Source organism: Flavobacterium sp., from assembly GCF_044357305.1.
Classification (GTDB): domain Bacteria; phylum Bacteroidota; class Bacteroidia; order Flavobacteriales; family Flavobacteriaceae; genus Flavobacterium.
In genome coordinates, this window is record NZ_JBIKPS010000027.1 from 23,925 (window position 1) to 39,519 (window position 15,595).

At 35.1% G+C, this 15,595-nt stretch carries 16 protein-coding genes and 6 tRNA genes; 14 read left to right on the plus strand and 8 right to left on the minus strand.

Annotated elements, in window-relative coordinates; translation table 11 throughout:
• Positions 1 to 2: 2 nt before the first annotated feature.
• A complete protein-coding gene (locus tag ACIQ2J_RS13040; RefSeq protein WP_396170571.1) occupies positions 3 to 500 on the plus strand; it encodes a phosphoribosyltransferase family protein in 498 nt (165 codons plus the stop codon).
• Here the strand turns inward: ACIQ2J_RS13040 and ACIQ2J_RS13045 are convergent.
• The gene (locus ACIQ2J_RS13045; protein WP_396170573.1) at positions 492 to 1,013 is read right to left on the minus strand and encodes a shikimate kinase; all 522 of its coding nucleotides are present in this window, start codon (positions 1,011 to 1,013) and stop codon (positions 492 to 494) included. The genes ACIQ2J_RS13040 and ACIQ2J_RS13045 overlap by 9 nt on opposite strands.
• A gap of 126 nt (positions 1,014 to 1,139) precedes the next feature.
• Between ACIQ2J_RS13045 and ACIQ2J_RS13050 the strand changes: the two genes are divergently transcribed.
• From ACIQ2J_RS13050 to ACIQ2J_RS13060, 3 genes are all read left to right on the plus strand, one after another.
• Positions 1,140 to 1,212: transfer RNA gene (locus ACIQ2J_RS13050), tRNA-Lys, on the plus strand.
• 38 nt (positions 1,213 to 1,250) lie between these two features.
• Positions 1,251 to 1,323: transfer RNA gene (locus ACIQ2J_RS13055), tRNA-Lys, on the plus strand.
• 39 nt (positions 1,324 to 1,362) lie between these two features.
• Positions 1,363 to 1,445: transfer RNA gene (locus ACIQ2J_RS13060), tRNA-Leu, on the plus strand.
• Between the two features lie 81 nt (positions 1,446 to 1,526).
• Here the strand turns inward: ACIQ2J_RS13060 and ACIQ2J_RS13065 are convergent.
• The 5 genes from ACIQ2J_RS13065 to ACIQ2J_RS13085 all read right to left on the minus strand — a co-directional run bounded on the left by ACIQ2J_RS13065 (position 1,527) and on the right by ACIQ2J_RS13085 (position 3,041).
• Positions 1,527 to 1,850: a hypothetical protein gene (locus ACIQ2J_RS13065; protein WP_396170575.1), complete on the minus strand. Its 324-nt coding sequence runs from the start codon at positions 1,848 to 1,850 to the stop codon at positions 1,527 to 1,529.
• A gap of 11 nt (positions 1,851 to 1,861) precedes the next feature.
• Complete coding sequence (locus tag ACIQ2J_RS13070) at positions 1,862 to 2,461, minus strand: tetratricopeptide repeat protein (protein WP_396170577.1); 600 nt, start codon at positions 2,459 to 2,461, stop codon at positions 1,862 to 1,864.
• A 296-nt stretch (positions 2,462 to 2,757) separates the two neighbouring features.
• Positions 2,758 to 2,831 (minus strand) — tRNA-Arg (locus ACIQ2J_RS13075).
• Positions 2,832 to 2,866: 35 nt separating this feature from the next.
• Positions 2,867 to 2,941 (minus strand) — tRNA-Pro (locus tag ACIQ2J_RS13080).
• A gap of 13 nt (positions 2,942 to 2,954) precedes the next feature.
• Positions 2,955 to 3,041 (minus strand) — tRNA-Ser (locus tag ACIQ2J_RS13085).
• Between the two features lie 277 nt (positions 3,042 to 3,318).
• Here ACIQ2J_RS13085 and ACIQ2J_RS13090 point away from each other — a divergent pair.
• Together ACIQ2J_RS13090 and ACIQ2J_RS13095 are read left to right on the plus strand one after the other, a co-directional pair.
• Entirely contained in the window at positions 3,319 to 4,497 is a 1,179-nt protein-coding gene (locus ACIQ2J_RS13090; protein WP_396170579.1) for an acetyl-CoA C-acyltransferase, read from the plus strand.
• A 20-nt stretch (positions 4,498 to 4,517) separates the two neighbouring features.
• On the plus strand, positions 4,518 to 5,279 hold the full coding sequence (locus ACIQ2J_RS13095; RefSeq protein WP_396170581.1) for an NlpC/P60 family protein: 762 nt from the start codon (positions 4,518 to 4,520) through the stop codon (positions 5,277 to 5,279).
• A 201-nt stretch (positions 5,280 to 5,480) separates the two neighbouring features.
• Here the strand turns inward: ACIQ2J_RS13095 and ACIQ2J_RS13100 are convergent, their stop codons facing one another.
• Positions 5,481 to 7,457 carry a thiamine pyrophosphate-dependent enzyme gene (locus ACIQ2J_RS13100; protein WP_396170583.1) on the minus strand — a complete coding sequence of 659 codons (1,977 nt, stop codon included), beginning with the start codon at positions 7,455 to 7,457 and terminating at the stop codon, positions 5,481 to 5,483.
• Positions 7,458 to 7,811: 354 nt separating this feature from the next.
• Here ACIQ2J_RS13100 and ACIQ2J_RS13105 point away from each other — a divergent pair, with 354 nt between their 5' ends.
• The 6 genes from ACIQ2J_RS13105 (at position 7,812) to ACIQ2J_RS13130 (ending at position 12,209) form a co-directional block, all read left to right on the plus strand.
• Entirely contained in the window at positions 7,812 to 8,765 is a 954-nt protein-coding gene (locus tag ACIQ2J_RS13105) for an isopenicillin N synthase family dioxygenase (protein ID WP_396170585.1), read from the plus strand.
• A 147-nt stretch (positions 8,766 to 8,912) separates the two neighbouring features.
• Positions 8,913 to 9,245: a translation initiation factor gene (locus ACIQ2J_RS13110; protein WP_396170587.1), complete on the plus strand. Its 333-nt coding sequence runs from the start codon at positions 8,913 to 8,915 to the stop codon at positions 9,243 to 9,245.
• Between the two features lie 69 nt (positions 9,246 to 9,314).
• Positions 9,315 to 10,181, plus strand: a complete 867-nt coding sequence (locus tag ACIQ2J_RS13115) for a nucleoside phosphorylase (protein ID WP_396170590.1) — start codon at positions 9,315 to 9,317, stop codon at positions 10,179 to 10,181.
• Between the two features lie 3 nt (positions 10,182 to 10,184).
• Positions 10,185 to 10,415 carry a hypothetical protein gene (locus ACIQ2J_RS13120; RefSeq protein WP_396170592.1) on the plus strand — a complete coding sequence of 77 codons (231 nt, stop codon included), beginning with the start codon at positions 10,185 to 10,187 and terminating at the stop codon, positions 10,413 to 10,415.
• A complete protein-coding gene (locus ACIQ2J_RS13125) occupies positions 10,412 to 11,263 on the plus strand; it encodes a substrate-binding domain-containing protein (RefSeq protein WP_396170594.1) in 852 nt (283 codons plus the stop codon). The genes ACIQ2J_RS13120 and ACIQ2J_RS13125 overlap by 4 nt, the downstream gene beginning before the upstream one ends.
• 13 nt (positions 11,264 to 11,276) lie before the next feature.
• Entirely contained in the window at positions 11,277 to 12,209 is a 933-nt protein-coding gene (locus ACIQ2J_RS13130) for a transglutaminase (protein ID WP_396170596.1), read from the plus strand.
• A gap of 1 nt (position 12,210) precedes the next feature.
• Here the strand turns inward: ACIQ2J_RS13130 and ung are convergent, their stop codons facing one another.
• Positions 12,211 to 12,888: a uracil-DNA glycosylase gene (gene ung, locus ACIQ2J_RS13135; RefSeq protein WP_396170598.1), complete on the minus strand. Its 678-nt coding sequence runs from the start codon at positions 12,886 to 12,888 to the stop codon at positions 12,211 to 12,213.
• Positions 12,889 to 12,970: 82 nt separating this feature from the next.
• Between ung and ACIQ2J_RS13140 the strand changes: the two genes are divergently transcribed.
• The gene (locus ACIQ2J_RS13140) at positions 12,971 to 15,139 is read left to right on the plus strand and encodes a DNA mismatch repair protein MutS (RefSeq protein ID WP_396170600.1); all 2,169 of its coding nucleotides are present in this window, start codon (positions 12,971 to 12,973) and stop codon (positions 15,137 to 15,139) included.
• 62 nt (positions 15,140 to 15,201) lie between these two features.
• Positions 15,202 to 15,471 carry a hypothetical protein gene (locus ACIQ2J_RS13145; protein ID WP_396170602.1) on the plus strand — a complete coding sequence of 90 codons (270 nt, stop codon included), beginning with the start codon at positions 15,202 to 15,204 and terminating at the stop codon, positions 15,469 to 15,471.
• Positions 15,472 to 15,595: the final 124 nt, after the last annotated feature.

Here is a 15,595-nt window from a genome sequence, read left to right on the forward strand (position 1 = left end):
CTATGACTGCCAATAGAATTTTAAGCCACTCGGAAATTGAGCACAAAATAAAACGTATTGCCTATCAAATTTACGAAACTTTCGTTGATGAAGAAAGTATCGTTATTGCAGGAATAGCAACCAACGGTTCTATTTTTGCAGAAAAAATTGCTGCCGTCTTGCAGTCTATTTCGCCAATTGAAGTAATTCTTTGTGAGGTAACGATGAACAAACAAAACCTTAATTCGGAGATTACGACTTCAATCCCTAAAGAAATGTACCAAAACAAAGGAATTGTCTTGGTAGATGATGTGCTAAACTCCGGCTCTACCTTAATGTATGGCGTGAAACATTTTCTGGAAGTACCTTTGAAGAAATTCAAAACCGCAGTTTTAGTGGATCGAAACCATAAAAAATTTCCTATTAAAGTAGATTTTAAAGGGATTTCTTTATCTACTACTTCGCTAGAACATGTTACAGTAGTATTTGAAGAAAATAACAGCTATGCCGTTTTAGACTAACAAAGTAGCAATTTCGTTTACAATTTCTTCCACACTTTTAGCATCTACCGAAATCTTAAAAGTAGCTTGATTGTAGTAAAAGCTTCTATCAAAAAGATGTTTGGCTATAAATTCGCTCAATTCTTCTGTGCTTAAATGCGCTAACAAAGGCCGGCTTGACTTCTCTTTGTCCAATCGTTGCGTTAAAGCAGCAACAGAAGCCTTTAAATAGACTGAAACCACTCCTTCTGCTTGCAACAACTCGTGGTTGTTGTAGTAACAAGGTGTTCCTCCGCCCGTGCTGATAATAAGTTCTCTTGAGGTATTTTGTAGGAATTCTAAAAAAAGCTCTCGTTCTACCTTTCTAAAATACAATTCGCCTTTGGTTGCAAAGATAGTTGCAACAGACATTCCGCATTTTTTCTCGATGCTTTCGTCTAATTCTACGAATTCGATTCCGATTTTTTGTGCCAACATAGCCGACACAACCGACTTTCCACTCCCCATGTACCCAATTAAAACAACTTTCTTCATAAAATAAAACCTTATATACTAAGGCATTAAGAGATATTATTAAAAAAAGGCAAATTTAAAGCAAAATACCTTTGAAAAATAAATAATATCGCCTTATATTTGCACCCGCGTTCAAGAAATGATAATGACTCGATAGCTCAGTTGGTAGAGCACATCACTTTTAATGATGGGGTCCTGGGTTCGAGCCCCAGTCGGGTCACTAAAATGACTTAAGTCTTACAAAATTTTGAACGCAATGACTCGATAGCTCAGTTGGTAGAGCACATCACTTTTAATGATGGGGTCCTGGGTTCGAGCCCCAGTCGGGTCACAAAAAAAGTCGAGCAGTAGCTTGGCTTTTTTTATTTTAGGCCACGTGGAGAAACGGTAGACTTGCCAGCTTGAGGGGCTGGTGCTCGCAAGGGCGTGCGGGTTCAAATCCCGCCGTGGTCACAAAAAAAAAGAGCAACTGGGAGGTTGCTCTTTTTGAAAAAAAAAAAAAAAAATGGAATATTTTTTTTTCTTTTTATAAAATTATTTTTTCGTAAACAAAATACCATGATATGAAATAATTTGATTCTTATTTTGTACTATTAAAAAAGGTTTATTTTTTTTTCTATCTTCCTCAGTTAAGTAAAAATATTCATCTTCAAAAATAAAATATTTTGATTCATCAGTAAAGCTGAAACCCTTACCTCCATAAAGCCTTATTAAATATCCTTTATTTCCAGCTTTTGAAATAAATAAGATTTTGTCATATTTTTTATTATACCAATTACCTAAATAATCATCGCCACTATTACACGATAGAGTTAGAACCAATAATAGAGCTAGAATAAATATATTTTTTAGTTTCATAACAATTGTTTTTAATTACAATATTTTTTAATTAATTCATATGCTCTATTATTTCCTAATTCTCCAGCTTTACCTAGATCTAAACATCCACTATCTTTTTGATTGAGTTTAAGTTTGGTTAATCCTCTATTCAAATATCCTTCACTATAATTTAGATTAATTTCAATAGCTTTAGTAAAGTCTACTATTGCTCCTTGGTAATCTTTTAAAGAATCTTTAGCTTGACCTCTTTTTACATAAACATAAATAGTAGGAAAAATTTCAATAGCGTTATTAAAATCTGCTATTGCTCCATGGAAGTCATTTAAACTAACTTTTGATTCTCCCCTGGATAAATAAGCATCACCATTATTAGGATAAAACTCTATGTTTTTAGTAAAGTCTGCTATTGCACCTCTATAGTCTTCTAAATAAGCTTTAGCTTTACCTCTACATAAATAAGTGTCACCCCAATAAGGTTTAATTTCAATAGATTTAGTAAAGTCTACTATTGCTCCTTTATAGTCTTTTAAATCAGTCTTTTTAATACCATTTGTAAAATATTCACTAGCAGTCTGACCATAAGAAAATGCCGTGAAGAATATAAAAAAGGAAATTAATGTTTTTTTCATAATAAAACTTTTAAGATGTAATCAAATGTATAAATTATTTCACAATTAATTGAAATTTGATAAAATTTATAGTTTTTTGATTGCCTGCAATGCACAGGGACAGGTCGCAACCTGTCCGTACAGTATGGTGTTGGTGCATAATTTTTTATTGATGGATTTTGAAAATAGATAGTTTGAAAGATGTGGAAAGGATATTAAAATAATAATCCTATAAATATTGTCGGCCAAATGTCGGCTAAAATAATAATTAAAAAACCCTAAAAACTTAAATACTAAGCTTTTAGGGTTTTTTATTGTGATCCCAGAAGGATTCGAACCTTCGACCTATTCATTAGAAGTGAATTGCTCTATCCAGCTGAGCTATGGAACCTGTCCAAGTTTTTTTAACAAAAAAACAAAAAAAAGTCGGGGTGGCAGGATTCGAACCTGCGGCCTCCTGCTCCCAAAGCAGGCGCGATAACCGGGCTACGCTACACCCCGAAGGAAAAAAAAGCGGAGAGTAAGGGATTCGAACCCTTGGTACAGTTTCCCATACGCATGTTTAGCAAACATGTCCTTTCGGCCACTCAGGCAACTCTCCAAAATCCAATATAATGTATAAGAACTTTTCTCTTTAAGCGGTTGCAAATGTAACGTATCATTATATTATTTCCAACATTTTCATTCTTTTTTTTTTATAATAATACATACCAAATATGAATTACTTAAAAATCAAAGGTATAGATATTATTATTATCGTAATATTAAATTAATATCGATTATCTTTAGCTTAAAAATGTATTTTCTCTAAAAAATAGTAGCTTTGCAAAACAAACAAACTAAAAACTCCCAATTTATTTGGGAAAACATAAACGATTATGAACAAAAAAATAGTTATCGTAGCAGCTGTTAGAACTCCGATTGGAAGTTTTATGGGCGCGTTGTCTACTGTTCCAGCACCACATCTTGGAGCTGCAGCAATAAAAGGAGCATTACAAAAAATTAATTTAGACCCTAAACTAGTAGACGAAGTTTTTATGGGTAATGTTGTGCAAGCCGGAGTTGGACAAGCTCCAGCACGACAAGCTGCTTTATTTGCAGGTTTATCTAACGAAGTGATTTGTACCACAGTTAATAAAGTGTGTGCCTCTGGAATGAAAGCTATCATGATGGGAGCGCAAGCAATTATGGCTGGCGATGCAGAAATTGTGGTTGCAGGCGGTATGGAAAACATGAGTTTGATTCCGCATTATGTACATTTGAGAAATGGTGTGAAATTTGGTCCTACTTCTATGCAAGATGGTATGCAAAAAGACGGTTTAGTTGACGCATACGACAATAATGCTATGGGGGTTGCTGCCGATTTATGTGCTTCTGAATATAAAATTACCCGTGAAGAACAAGATGCATTTGCTATTGAATCGTACAATCGTTCTGCAAAAGCTTGGGAAGCTGGAAATTTTGATTCGGAAATTGTTCCTGTTGCAGTGCCTCAAAGAAAAGGAGAGCCTGTAATGGTTGTTAGAGATGAAGAGTTCACTAATGTAAAGTTGGACAGAATACCTTCATTAAACGCTGTTTTTACTAAAGACGGAACGGTTACTGCTGCAAATGCATCTACTATCAATGATGGTGCAGCTGCATTAATCTTAATGAGCGAAGAAAAAGCAATAGCAATGGGATTAAAACCATTGGCTTATATAAAATCGTATGCAGATGCAGGGCAAGAACCTAAATGGTTTACTACTACTCCATCCAAAGCGATTCCAAAAGCATTAGAAAAAGCAGGATTGACTTTGAAAGAGGTTGATTATTTTGAATTTAACGAAGCCTTTGCTGTGGTTGGTTTAGCAAATGCCAAAATTCTTGGTATTGACAATAGCAAAATTAATGTAAACGGTGGTGCAGTTTCTTTAGGACATCCTCTAGGTTGTTCTGGTGCAAGAATTGTAGTAACCTTACTTAATGTTTTGCAACAAAATAATGCCAAAATTGGTGCAGCTGCTATTTGTAATGGTGGCGGAGGCGCTTCGGCAATTGTAATTGAAAAAGCATAATATAATATAAAATTTGTTACATGTTTGGCATTTGTAATTTATCAATAATTCCTTTACGAATAGAACCTAGTGATCGTAGTGAAATTGTTTCTCAGATATTGTTTGGGGAGCATTTTATCATTATCGAAAAAAACAAACAATGGTCAAAAGTAAAATTGCATTTTGATAATTATGAAGGCTGGATTGACACCAAACAATACCAAATAATAACTTCTGAAAACTATGATTTACTTTGTGAGGAAGCTGTAATTTTAAATGCGGATTTAGTAGAATACATTACTATTCCTGATAATTCATTAATTCCGATTACCTTGGGAGCCTCATTAGCGTTCTTGAACCATCCGGATGTAAATACTCAAAATTATGGTTTTGAAGGATTGAAAATTTCTGGAGTTAAAGGCAAAGCCAATTTGATAGCCACTGCTTATTTGTACTTGAACTCTCCATATCTATGGGGAGGCAAAACTCCTTTTGGTATTGATTGTTCTGGGTTTACACAAATGGTTTATAAACTAAATGGTTATTCTTTATTGCGGGATGCCTCCCAACAAGCAACACAAGGTGAGGTTTTAAGTTTTATTGAAGAAAGTGAACCTGGTGATTTAGCTTTTTTTGATAACGAAGAAGGTAAGATTATTCATGTGGGAATTATGCTAGAAAACAACTACATTATTCATGCTAGCGGAAAGGTCCGTATAGACCGATTAGATCACCTAGGAATATATAATGCCGAACTAAACCGACATACGCACCGTCTTCGGGTTATTAAGAAGATAATTTAAAACAGTGGTCAAAATTAATGGAATACGAAATGTAAAGCACCAATTTTAATTTAATTTCTAATTTGTGATTCCTAATTCATAATTTAAACCTATATTTGCATCGAGGATTCCGAAAGGAAGTTACACCTCACCTCAATAGCCGACCGCTCCAGGTTGGCTTTTGTCTTTTATAGAATTACCGATAGTTGAAAAAGTATTAAACTAATACGCCAACAATTCTTTTAATTCGGTTTCAAATCTAACTTTAGGAAGGAATTGATCTTCAAGTGGTTTAACAAAAGGAATTGGACTTTCAATACTTCCTACTCTTCGTACTGGAGCGTCCAAATATTCAAAACAATTTTCCATTATCATAGCCGAAATATCACTAGAAATTCCGCCAAATAAAGTATCTTCTTGTAAGATTATACATTTTCCGGTTTTCTTAACGGAGGCAAAAATGGCTTCTTTATCTAATGGTTGAAGCGTTCTTAAATCCAATAAATCAGCTTTAATGTCTGGATTTTTAGATAAAGTTTCTAATGCCCAATGCACTCCTGCACCAAAGGAAATAATAGTAACTTCTGTTCCTTCTTTAAGCAAAGCTGCTTTTCCTAGAGGAAGGGTATAATAGTCTTTGGGTACATCTTGGTAAACCGATCGATATAATTGTTTGTGTTCAAAAAACAAAACGGGATTTGGGTCGTTAATGGCAGTATTCAATAAGCCTTTTATGTCATAAGGAAAAGCAGGATAAACTACTTTTAATCCTGGGGTTTTAGTAAACCAAGCCTCGTTAGTTTGCGAGTGAAACGGTCCTGCTTGGGTACCTCCACCGCAAGGCATACGCACTACTACATCGGCTTTTTCATTCCAACGGTAATGCTGTTTGGCTAATAAATTCACTATTGGGTTGAATCCAGTGGAAACAAAGTCGGCAAATTGCATTTCAACAATAGCCTTATGTCCGTTAATGGATAAACCCATTCCGGCAGAAACGACAGCACTTTCACAAATTGGCGTATTACGAACTCGCTCTTTTCCGAATTGCGCAACAAAACCATCGGTGATTTTAAATGCGCCACCGTATTCGGCGATATCTTGTCCCATAATAACCAAATTATCATGGCGTTCCATAGATTGTTTTAAAGCATGCGAAATAGCATCTACCACACGGATATTTTCTACTTCATTTGAAGGGTTAACTTCCTCAAATTCATAGGGTTTGTAAACATCATTTATCTCTTCGCCTAAATCGGCAATAATGTCTGGTTCGGCTTGCGTAATTGCCCAATGTTCGTCAATTTCTGCTTTAATTTCGGCTTTAAATTCGGTATCCATTTCTTCTGAAAGAACATTAATAGAAAGCAAATATTCTTTATAATTAGCAATTGGATCTTTAATTGCCCACATATCCATTAGTTCTTGTGGAACGTATTTGGTTCCGCTAGCTTCTTCGTGACCCCGCATTCTAAAAGTTTTAAACTCTAATAAAACGGGTCTTGGAGTTTCAGCTAACGAAGCTTTTAACTCGGCGATTTTTGTATAAACCTCTAAGATGTTATTTCCGTCAATAATGTGGCTTTCCATGCCATATCCTACCCCTTTATCTGCAAGGTTTTCGCAGCGGTATTGCTCGTTGGTTGGCGTTGAAAGTCCGTAACCATTATTTTCTATTACAAATAAAACAGGTAAATCCCAAACAGCTGCAATGTTTAAAGCTTCGTGAAAATCCCCTTCGCTAGTTGCTCCTTCTCCAGTGAAAACTGCGGTTACTTTGCCGTTTTTCTTTAGTTTATTGGCTAATGCAATTCCGTCGGCAACACCTAATTGCGGACCTAAATGCGAAATCATTCCGATAATTTTAAACTCTTGGGTTCCGAAGTGAAAACTTCTATCGCGCCCTTTAGTAAAACCAGTTGCTTTGCCTTGCCATTGGGAGAATAATCGATGTAATGGAATATCACGCCCTGTGAAAACACCAAGGTTTCGGTGCATTGGCAGGATGTATTCGTCTTTGTCTAAAGCAGAAGTGATTCCCACAGAAATAGCTTCTTGACCAATACCCGAAAACCATTTAGAGACTTTACCTTGACGAAGAAGAATCAACATTTTTTCTTCTATGAGTCTTGGTTTTAATAGTCTTTTATATAAATCTAATAATTGAATATTGGATAAGTCTTTTCTATCGAAGTTCATGGTGTTTGTTTTAGCGTAGCAAAAATATAAAAAAACAACAGAAGAAGGTTACGAATTTTATAGATTTATTGGCGTTTTTAACTTTTAAATACGGAATTGACAAATTATCTCAATCTTTACCTGAAATACTGAAGATTACCGATAAGCTTAGCCCGGATAGTAGTGGAAATCCTTTTGTTTTTTTCTTTAAAAAACAAAAGATTGCAACGGATAGCCGGAATAGCTTCTTAAAACAAAAATAAGACGGAAGAAAATGATTATTTTTTTTATGAAGTGGAATTTCTAGAATTGCTTACATTTGTAGTAAGAATTGGATTTTTTCCGATTTAAAATTTAAATTAATAAAGGTTTAGTATGCAACAAATTCCAAGTGTTGACTTACGTGATTTCCTGTCGGAAGATCCGACACGTAAACAAAAGTTTGTAAATGAAATCGGAAGAGCTTATGAAGATATTGGCTTCGTAGCATTAAAAGGTCATTTTTTGGATGATCAATTGGTAGAGAATTTATATTCGGAAGTAAGAAATTTCTTCAGTTTGCCATTAGAAACCAAAGAAAAATATGAAATTCCCGGAATTGGTGGGCAACGTGGTTATATTTCTTTTGGAAAAGAACATGCCAAAGGTCGGTCGGCTGGAGATTTAAAGGAGTTTTGGCATTTTGGGCAGTATGTAGAAAAAGATTCTAAATATGCCAGCGAATATCCTGACAATGTTACCGTAAATGAATTGGCAAACTTTAACGCAACTGGAAAAGAAGCCTACGAAAAGCTAGAGAAAACAGGGATTTATGTTCTGAGAGCCTTGGCTATTTATATTGGTTTGGATGAATTCTATTTTGATAATTACATCAAAGAGGGTAATAGTATTTTACGTCCAATTCACTACCCTCCTATAACTGATGAACCCAAAGATGGTGCTGTACGTGCTGCCGCTCATGGCGACATCAACTTGATTACGCTTTTAATGGGAGCGCAAGGAAAAGGTTTGCAAGTGCAAAATCACGCTGGCGAATGGCTAGATGCTATGGCGCAGCCCAACGAGTTGATGATTAATGTGGGGGATATGTTATCGCGTCACACCAACAATAAATTAAAATCAACCATTCACCAAGTGGTAAATCCTCCTAGAGAATTGTGGAATACGTCTCGTTATTCTATTCCGTTTTTTATGCACCCAGTTAGTGACATGAAATTGGATTGTTTGGAATTGTGTATCGATGAAAATAATCCGAAGAAATTTGAAAACATCACTGCAGGGGATTATTTGAATGAGAGATTGGTGGAGCTGGGGTTGATTAAGAAATAAACATTAAAAAATTCCAAATTTAAAATTCCAAATTCCAATACCTTCGGGTTTAATTTTTTTGTTTGGAATTTATTTCTTAACTTTTAATTTGGAATTTGGAATTTATTTATTGATTTGGAATTTATTTATTGGAATTTAAAAAATATTATGGACCTACAAGACCAACTAAAAAAACTATTCCCCGACCATGAGGTTTCCAACGAGCCTGAAGTAATAGAGGAAAAAACCCACGAATTAATGGTTCAAAAAGAACCCATGATTTGTAAATTTGAAAAACGAAAAGGCAAGCCCACCACTATTATCGAAGGTTATGAAGGCGAAGAAGAAGATTTCAAAATCCTAGCAAAAGAAATAAAAACTAAATTGAGTGTTGGCGGAAGTTTCAAAGACGGCGCCATCATCATTCAAGGCGATTACCGCGACAAAATAATGAAAATCCTACAAGATAAAGGATTCAAAACCAAACGAGTTGGAGGATAATAAAAGTTACGAAGTACAAAATACGAGGTACGAGGTGACAACTCACAACCTATAACAAAGAAGAACTTTATGATAGCATCATCCGAATTAATATTAAACCCAGACGGAAGTGTTTACCACTTAAACCTTAAGCCAGAACACATCGCCAAAGACATCATCTTTGTAGGAGATCAAAATCGGGTAGAGAAAATCACCAAACATTTCTCAAACATCGAATTTTCGCAACAAAAAAGAGAATTCAAAACCCAAACAGGTATTTACAAAGGAAAAAGAATTACTGTAATATCTACCGGTATCGGTCCCGATAACATCGATATTGTAATGAACGAATTGGACGCTTTAGTGAATATCGATTTAGAAACTCGCGAAATCAAAGAAGAATTGACCTCCCTAAACATTGTTCGATTTGGAACTTCTGGCTCCTTACAAGCGAACGTGCCTTGCGATAGCATCGTAATGAGTCTATACGGATTGGGATTGGATAACATGCTTCGCTTCTATTGCATTGACGAAATTTCCGAAACTGCAATGGAAGACGCCTTCATCAAACAAACCAATTGGGATATGCGAAAAGGTCGTCCGTACGTGATAAAAGGAAGTGAAATTCTGGAAAAACGATTGGAAAGCGATACCATTTTTAAAGGATTTACAGGAACTGCAGGCGGATTTTATGGCCCACAAGGACGCGTATTGCGCATGCCAATTCAAGATCCAGAACTTAACAACAAGATGGATAAATTTGAATTCGAAGGTATAAAAATGACCAATCTTGAAATGGAAACCGGCGCTATTTATGGTCTTGGAAAACTCCTTGGTCACCAATGTTTATCGCTAAATGCCATCATCGCCAATCGTGCCACTGGTACTTTCAGTGAAGACCCTTATAAAGCTGTAGATGCGTTGATTTTATATGCATTAGATAAATTAGTAGAGTAGAATATGGCAGGTTTAATTCAAAAATTGTTTTATACATTAGGGGGTTTTGCCCGTTGGCTATATTCTTTGTTTATGAATTTAGTTTTTGATAAGCAATATAAAAAACACATAGGATATTATCTGTTTGAAGAAGAACCAACTGAAAATAGTGGTTTGGATTCTAATAAGAAAAACTTTGTTATTGGAATTTTTGTATTCTGCTTTATTATAATTTTAACTGAATATTTTTCATGAAAACAATAAAAATAGCAGGAGTTCCAGAACATTTCAATCTTCCGTGGCATGTAGCAATAGAAAATGGCGATTTTAAAGCCGTTGGAATTGACTTACAATGGACCGAAGTTCCAGAAGGAACTGGCAAAATGTGTCAGATGCTGCGCGATGGCGAAACCGATATTGCCGTTATTTTAACCGAAGGAATTGTAAAAGATATTGTTGGCGGAAATCCGAGTAAAATTGTGCAAGTTTATGTAGAAAGTCCCTTAATTTGGGGGATTCACGTTGCGGCACACTCAAAATATAAAACCCTATCCGATTTAGAAAATACCAAAGTTGCTATTTCTCGTTACGGTTCTGGTTCCCAATTAATGGCGTATGTGAATGCCAATAAAGAAGGTTGGAATACCGAAAACCTCCAATTTGAAGTAGTCAATACCATCGACGGAGCCGTTACAGCTTTAACCAACGGAACTGCCGATTATTTCATGTGGGAACGTTTTATGACCAAGCCGTTAGTAGATAAAGGTGTTTTCCGTAGAGTTGCCGATTGCCCTACTCCGTGGCCTTGTTTTGTAATTGCTGTTCGTGAAGAAGTATTGCATAAACATCCCAATACTATTGCTCAAATTCTAGAAGTAATCAATATAACTACTCAAAATTTTAAGGAAATTCCAAATATTGATAGCACTTTAGCAACTAAATTCCATCAAAAAAAGGAAGACATTCAAGATTGGTTGCAATTAACCGAGTGGTCGCAAAAACCATTATCGGAAGAAGTGTTAAACAAAATTCAAAATCAACTCTTTGCCCTTAAAATTTTAGATAAAAAAGGTACTTTTGTGGAAATCGTAAAAGCCCTTTAGCTTTTTCATTACAATGAACCACAATTTAAAATATTATTACAAAACATTTTCCGAAAATTTCACGGTCAAAAAACCGTGGGATACCATCATTATTTTTGTTTTAAATATTTTAATTACCATTCCAATATTTATTATTTTACATCAAAATTTAATCCAATTTAATTGGTATTTTCACCTGGATAGAGTCTTAATTTTTGTAGTACTTGTTATTGTAATTCAATTGATTCTGCAAGCTCTACGACGTATTATTTTAATTGGTGTTTTCATCTATTTGATTGCTTTACTATTTGGAACCCTATTTGGAAAATATAATTTTCAAACCGTATCCGAAGAGTACCAAACGATGATGTATACCATGGCTTACAACCCCTATCCGCAGGATATTATTGTAGATAAATTATTACCCTTCCCTAACAAAAGTAAAATAATAAGTGCCATAGATTTTGAAAACCCAAAGGTGCGCGATTTTGCTATCATGGCAGTAAACAAATACTTTAAAGACGAGAAAAGATACCATGATTATTCCACTTTAATTCAATGTTTTGCTGTTTTTAAAGAAATTAATAACAATTGGAACTACGTTAGCGACCCAAAAGGCAAAGAATATATTGCTAGTGCAAGCGAGTCAGTTCGTTATTTGTCTGGCGATTGTGACGACCATTCCATTTTAATGGCCGCTGCCGTTAGATCTATTGGAGGAATTCCAAGGCTTATTCATACCGATGGGCACATTTATCCTGAAATTCTTATTGGAAAAAGAGCCGATATGGAAACCATGAATTATTTGATAAAAAAAGTTCTTTTCCCAAAAGAAAGCAACGGAAAAACCATTCATTACCATATTGACGAACGCGGAAACGTATGGCTCAATTTAGATTATACCGCTAAATATCCTGGAGGCCCTTTTATGAAGGAAGAAATTTTAAGTGCCTTAACTCTGGATTAAATTACCAAATAATTTCAGGAATTCCTTTACTTTTTAGATAAGCATTTGTTTTTGTGAAATGTTTATTTCCAAACCAGTATCCCCTGTTAGCACTTAACGGAGAAGGATGTCCCGATTCTAAAACCAGGTGTTTTATTCTATCTATTTTCAATCCTTTTTTATGTGCAAATGCACCCCAAAGTAAGAAAACCACATTCTCTTTAGCATCGGAAATTTCTTTAATAACCGCATCGGTAAAAACATTCCATTTCAAATGCTTGTGGCTATTGGCGTTATCTTTTCGAACCGATAAACTGGCGTTTAAAAGTAATACACCTTGGCTAGCCCAACGTTCTAAATTACCCGAAGTTGGAACAAATATTCTATCGTATTCGGTATTAATTTCTGCAAAAATATTCTTTAAAGAAGGCGGAATCGGAATGCCATCGTCTACCGAAAAACACAATCCGTTGGCTTCGCATTTGCCATTCACTTCGCCATGGTAGGGATCTTGACCAATAATAACCACTTTCAAATCTTGGAAAGAACATTTTTCAAAAGCATTAAAAATAAGTTCTTTTCTAGGAAAACAAGTCGTGGTGTCGTATTCGTACTCTACTTGTTGCATCAAATCAAGAAAATACGGTTTCTGAAATTCGGCTGCTAAAGGTTTTTGCCACGATTTTTCTTGGATAAACATTATATAAATTTTTCCAAAATTATGAATTTCTAACTTAAATACCTTTGAAACTTTGTAACTTTGAACTTTCCCAATTATAGCAATGATCTCAATTACCCAAAAAACACTTCAAGACCTAGAATTTAATACTATTTTGCAAACCATTTCGGATCGTTGTAATACCGAAATTGGTATGCAAAAAGCCCTCGAAATAGTTCCGTTTCAGGATAAAGAATTACTGCTTCAAGCATTAGTTCAAACCTCGGAATATGTTTCTTCGTTTACCAATAACAACGCTATTCCAAACCACGGCTTTGAAAATATAACCAATGACATTAAGTTTTTGGGGATTGAAGATAGTTTTCTAGAAGTAAGTACCTTCAGAAAAATGGCCACTTTATCGGAAACGGTAAATGTATTATTGTTGTTTTTTAAAAAATTCAACGACTACTATCCGAAGTTACAAGAGAAAGCCATTCAAGTAGAATATACCAAAATCATCATTCAAAAAATTGATGAAGTTGTAGACAAATACGGCGTAATTAAAGACAATGCCTCCCCCGATTTAATCAACATTCGCAGGGATATGAGTTCGGTTCGAGGGAAGGTCAACCAAAGTTTTGGCACCGCTTTATCCCAATACAATTCCTTGGGATATTTAGACGATATTAAAGAAAGTTTTGTAGAAAATCGGAGGGTTTTGGCAGTGTTAGCCATGTACCGCAGAAAAGTAAAAGGCTCCATTCTTGGAAGTTCGAAAACCGGAAGCATTGCTTATATCGAACCCGAAGCGACTTTGAAATATTCCCGAGAATTAAGCAATTTAGAATACGAAGAACGCGAAGAAATTACGAGAATTTTAAAGAAACTGTCTAACGATATTCGGCCGTTTATAAATTTACTAAAACAATACCAAGATTTTTTGAGTGACATTGATGTTATTGCTGCTAAAGCAAAATATGCGCACAAAATAAATGGATTGTTACCCACTATTATTGAAGAAAAGCGACTCTTTTTTAGAGAAGCCTTCCACCCTATTTTGTATTTGAATAATTTAGAAAAGAAAGAAGTTACCTATCCGCAAACCATCGAATTGAATCAAGACAATCGCATTATTGTGATTTCGGGACCTAATGCTGGTGGAAAAACCATCTCGCTTAAAACCGTTGGCTTGTTGCAATTAATGCTGCAATCTGGAATGTTAATTCCGGTGCACGAACGCAGTGAAACCTTTCTTTTTGATCGTATTTTAACGGATATTGGCGATAACCAATCGATTGAAAATCATTTAAGCACCTATAGTTACCGATTGAAAAATATGAATTATTTTCTGAAGAAATGTAATTCGAAAACCTTGTTTCTAATTGATGAATTCGGAACTGGCTCCGATCCCGAATTGGGTGGTGCTTTGGCAGAAATCTTTTTGGAGGAATTCTACCACCGAGAAGCATTCGGAATCATCACTACGCATTATTCTAATTTGAAGATTTTGGCCAATGAATTGCCGTATGCTAGCAATGCCAATATGTTATTTGATGAAAAATCGTTGGAACCGCTTTATAAATTAATCTTAGGGCAAGCCGGAAGTTCGTTCACCTTTGAGGTGGCGCAAAAAAACGGCATTCCGTTTGGGTTAATCAACCGTGCTAAAAAGAAAATTGAAGGTGGCAAAGTGCGTTTTGATAAAACGATTGCTACTTTGCAAAAGGAGCGTTCTAAAATGGAAAAAACTTCTAATAACTTAAAAGAAGAAGAAACCAAAGCGCGGGAAGAAAGTAAGAAAATGGAGTTAATTAATGTCAAAATTAAAGACAAGTTGGAGCGCTACCAAGAATTGTATGATGCTAGCCAACGCTTGATTTATATTGGACAAAAGGTGGACGATATTTCGGAGACTTATTTTAATAATAAGGATAAGAAAGTGCTGATTGGCGATTTGCTTAAAATAGTGGAGATTGAGAATAGCAAACGAAGAAAAGTCTCGGTTAAGGAAAAGAAAGTTCAAGCGGTTATTCAGAAAAAAATTGTGGAGGAAGTTACCGTTAAGGTAGAAGAAATCCGATTGGAAAAGAAAGAGAAAAAAATCAAGGCTGCATTGGTGCCCGAAAAACCTAAAATGATTCTTAAAATTGGCGATCGTGTGCGAATGCACGATGGAAAGGCTATTGGCACTTTAGAAAAAATAGAAAAGAATAAAGTGGTGGTGAATTATGGTGTCTTTACTTCTAAAGTGAGTTTGGATTTACTGGAATTTGTGGAACGCCCGAAGTAAGAATACAATATTTATTTTTAAATGATTAAGATTGTGGGCATGGATAAAAAATACGAAGTATTGTGTTTTTTTATTTAGCTTTTCCTATTCTGTTAAGTCCCTATTTTACTGGTGCGGTTGTCTTGTTCATTTTGGCGGATGCATGTTTTACTTTGGCGGATGTCTTGTTTACTTTGGAAGCTGTCTTGTTTACTTTGGAGGATGCCTTGTTTACTTTGGAAGATGTCTTGTTTACTTTAGAGGATGCCTTGTTTACTTTGGAAGATGTCTTGTTTACTTTGGAGGATGGCTTGTTTACTTTAGAGGATGGCTTGTTTACTTTAGAGGATTGACCCCTCCTAAAATTACTTGACACTTTTTGTTGTTAATTACTAAATTCTTATGTCAACTAATTTTTAATTTCTAATGTAATATTACATCGTTTTTTATTAATTGCAAAAATTATTTTTTTGCTGT

What these genes read in the sequence shown, in the direction of transcription:
- ACIQ2J_RS13040 (WP_396170571.1), top strand. Translation starts at nt 3, where the DNA reads ATGACTGCCAATAGAATTTTAAGCCACTCGGAAATTGAGCACAAAATA.
- ACIQ2J_RS13045 (WP_396170573.1), bottom strand. Translation starts at nt 1,013, where the DNA reads ATGAAGAAAGTTGTTTTAATTGGGTACATGGGGAGTGGAAAGTCGGTT.
- ACIQ2J_RS13065 (WP_396170575.1), bottom strand. Translation starts at nt 1,850, where the DNA reads ATGAAACTAAAAAATATATTTATTCTAGCTCTATTATTGGTTCTAACT.
- ACIQ2J_RS13070 (WP_396170577.1), bottom strand. Translation starts at nt 2,461, where the DNA reads ATGAAAAAAACATTAATTTCCTTTTTTATATTCTTCACGGCATTTTCT.
- ACIQ2J_RS13090 (WP_396170579.1), top strand. Translation starts at nt 3,319, where the DNA reads ATGAACAAAAAAATAGTTATCGTAGCAGCTGTTAGAACTCCGATTGGA.
- ACIQ2J_RS13095 (WP_396170581.1), top strand. Translation starts at nt 4,518, where the DNA reads ATGTTTGGCATTTGTAATTTATCAATAATTCCTTTACGAATAGAACCT.
- ACIQ2J_RS13100 (WP_396170583.1), bottom strand. Translation starts at nt 7,457, where the DNA reads ATGAACTTCGATAGAAAAGACTTATCCAATATTCAATTATTAGATTTA.
- ACIQ2J_RS13105 (WP_396170585.1), top strand. Translation starts at nt 7,812, where the DNA reads ATGCAACAAATTCCAAGTGTTGACTTACGTGATTTCCTGTCGGAAGAT.
- ACIQ2J_RS13110 (WP_396170587.1), top strand. Translation starts at nt 8,913, where the DNA reads ATGGACCTACAAGACCAACTAAAAAAACTATTCCCCGACCATGAGGTT.
- ACIQ2J_RS13115 (WP_396170590.1), top strand. Translation starts at nt 9,315, where the DNA reads ATGATAGCATCATCCGAATTAATATTAAACCCAGACGGAAGTGTTTAC.
- ACIQ2J_RS13120 (WP_396170592.1), top strand. Translation starts at nt 10,185, where the DNA reads ATGGCAGGTTTAATTCAAAAATTGTTTTATACATTAGGGGGTTTTGCC.
- ACIQ2J_RS13125 (WP_396170594.1), top strand. Translation starts at nt 10,412, where the DNA reads ATGAAAACAATAAAAATAGCAGGAGTTCCAGAACATTTCAATCTTCCG.
- ACIQ2J_RS13130 (WP_396170596.1), top strand. Translation starts at nt 11,277, where the DNA reads ATGAACCACAATTTAAAATATTATTACAAAACATTTTCCGAAAATTTC.
- ung (WP_396170598.1), bottom strand. Translation starts at nt 12,888, where the DNA reads ATGTTTATCCAAGAAAAATCGTGGCAAAAACCTTTAGCAGCCGAATTT.
- ACIQ2J_RS13140 (WP_396170600.1), top strand. Translation starts at nt 12,971, where the DNA reads ATGATCTCAATTACCCAAAAAACACTTCAAGACCTAGAATTTAATACT.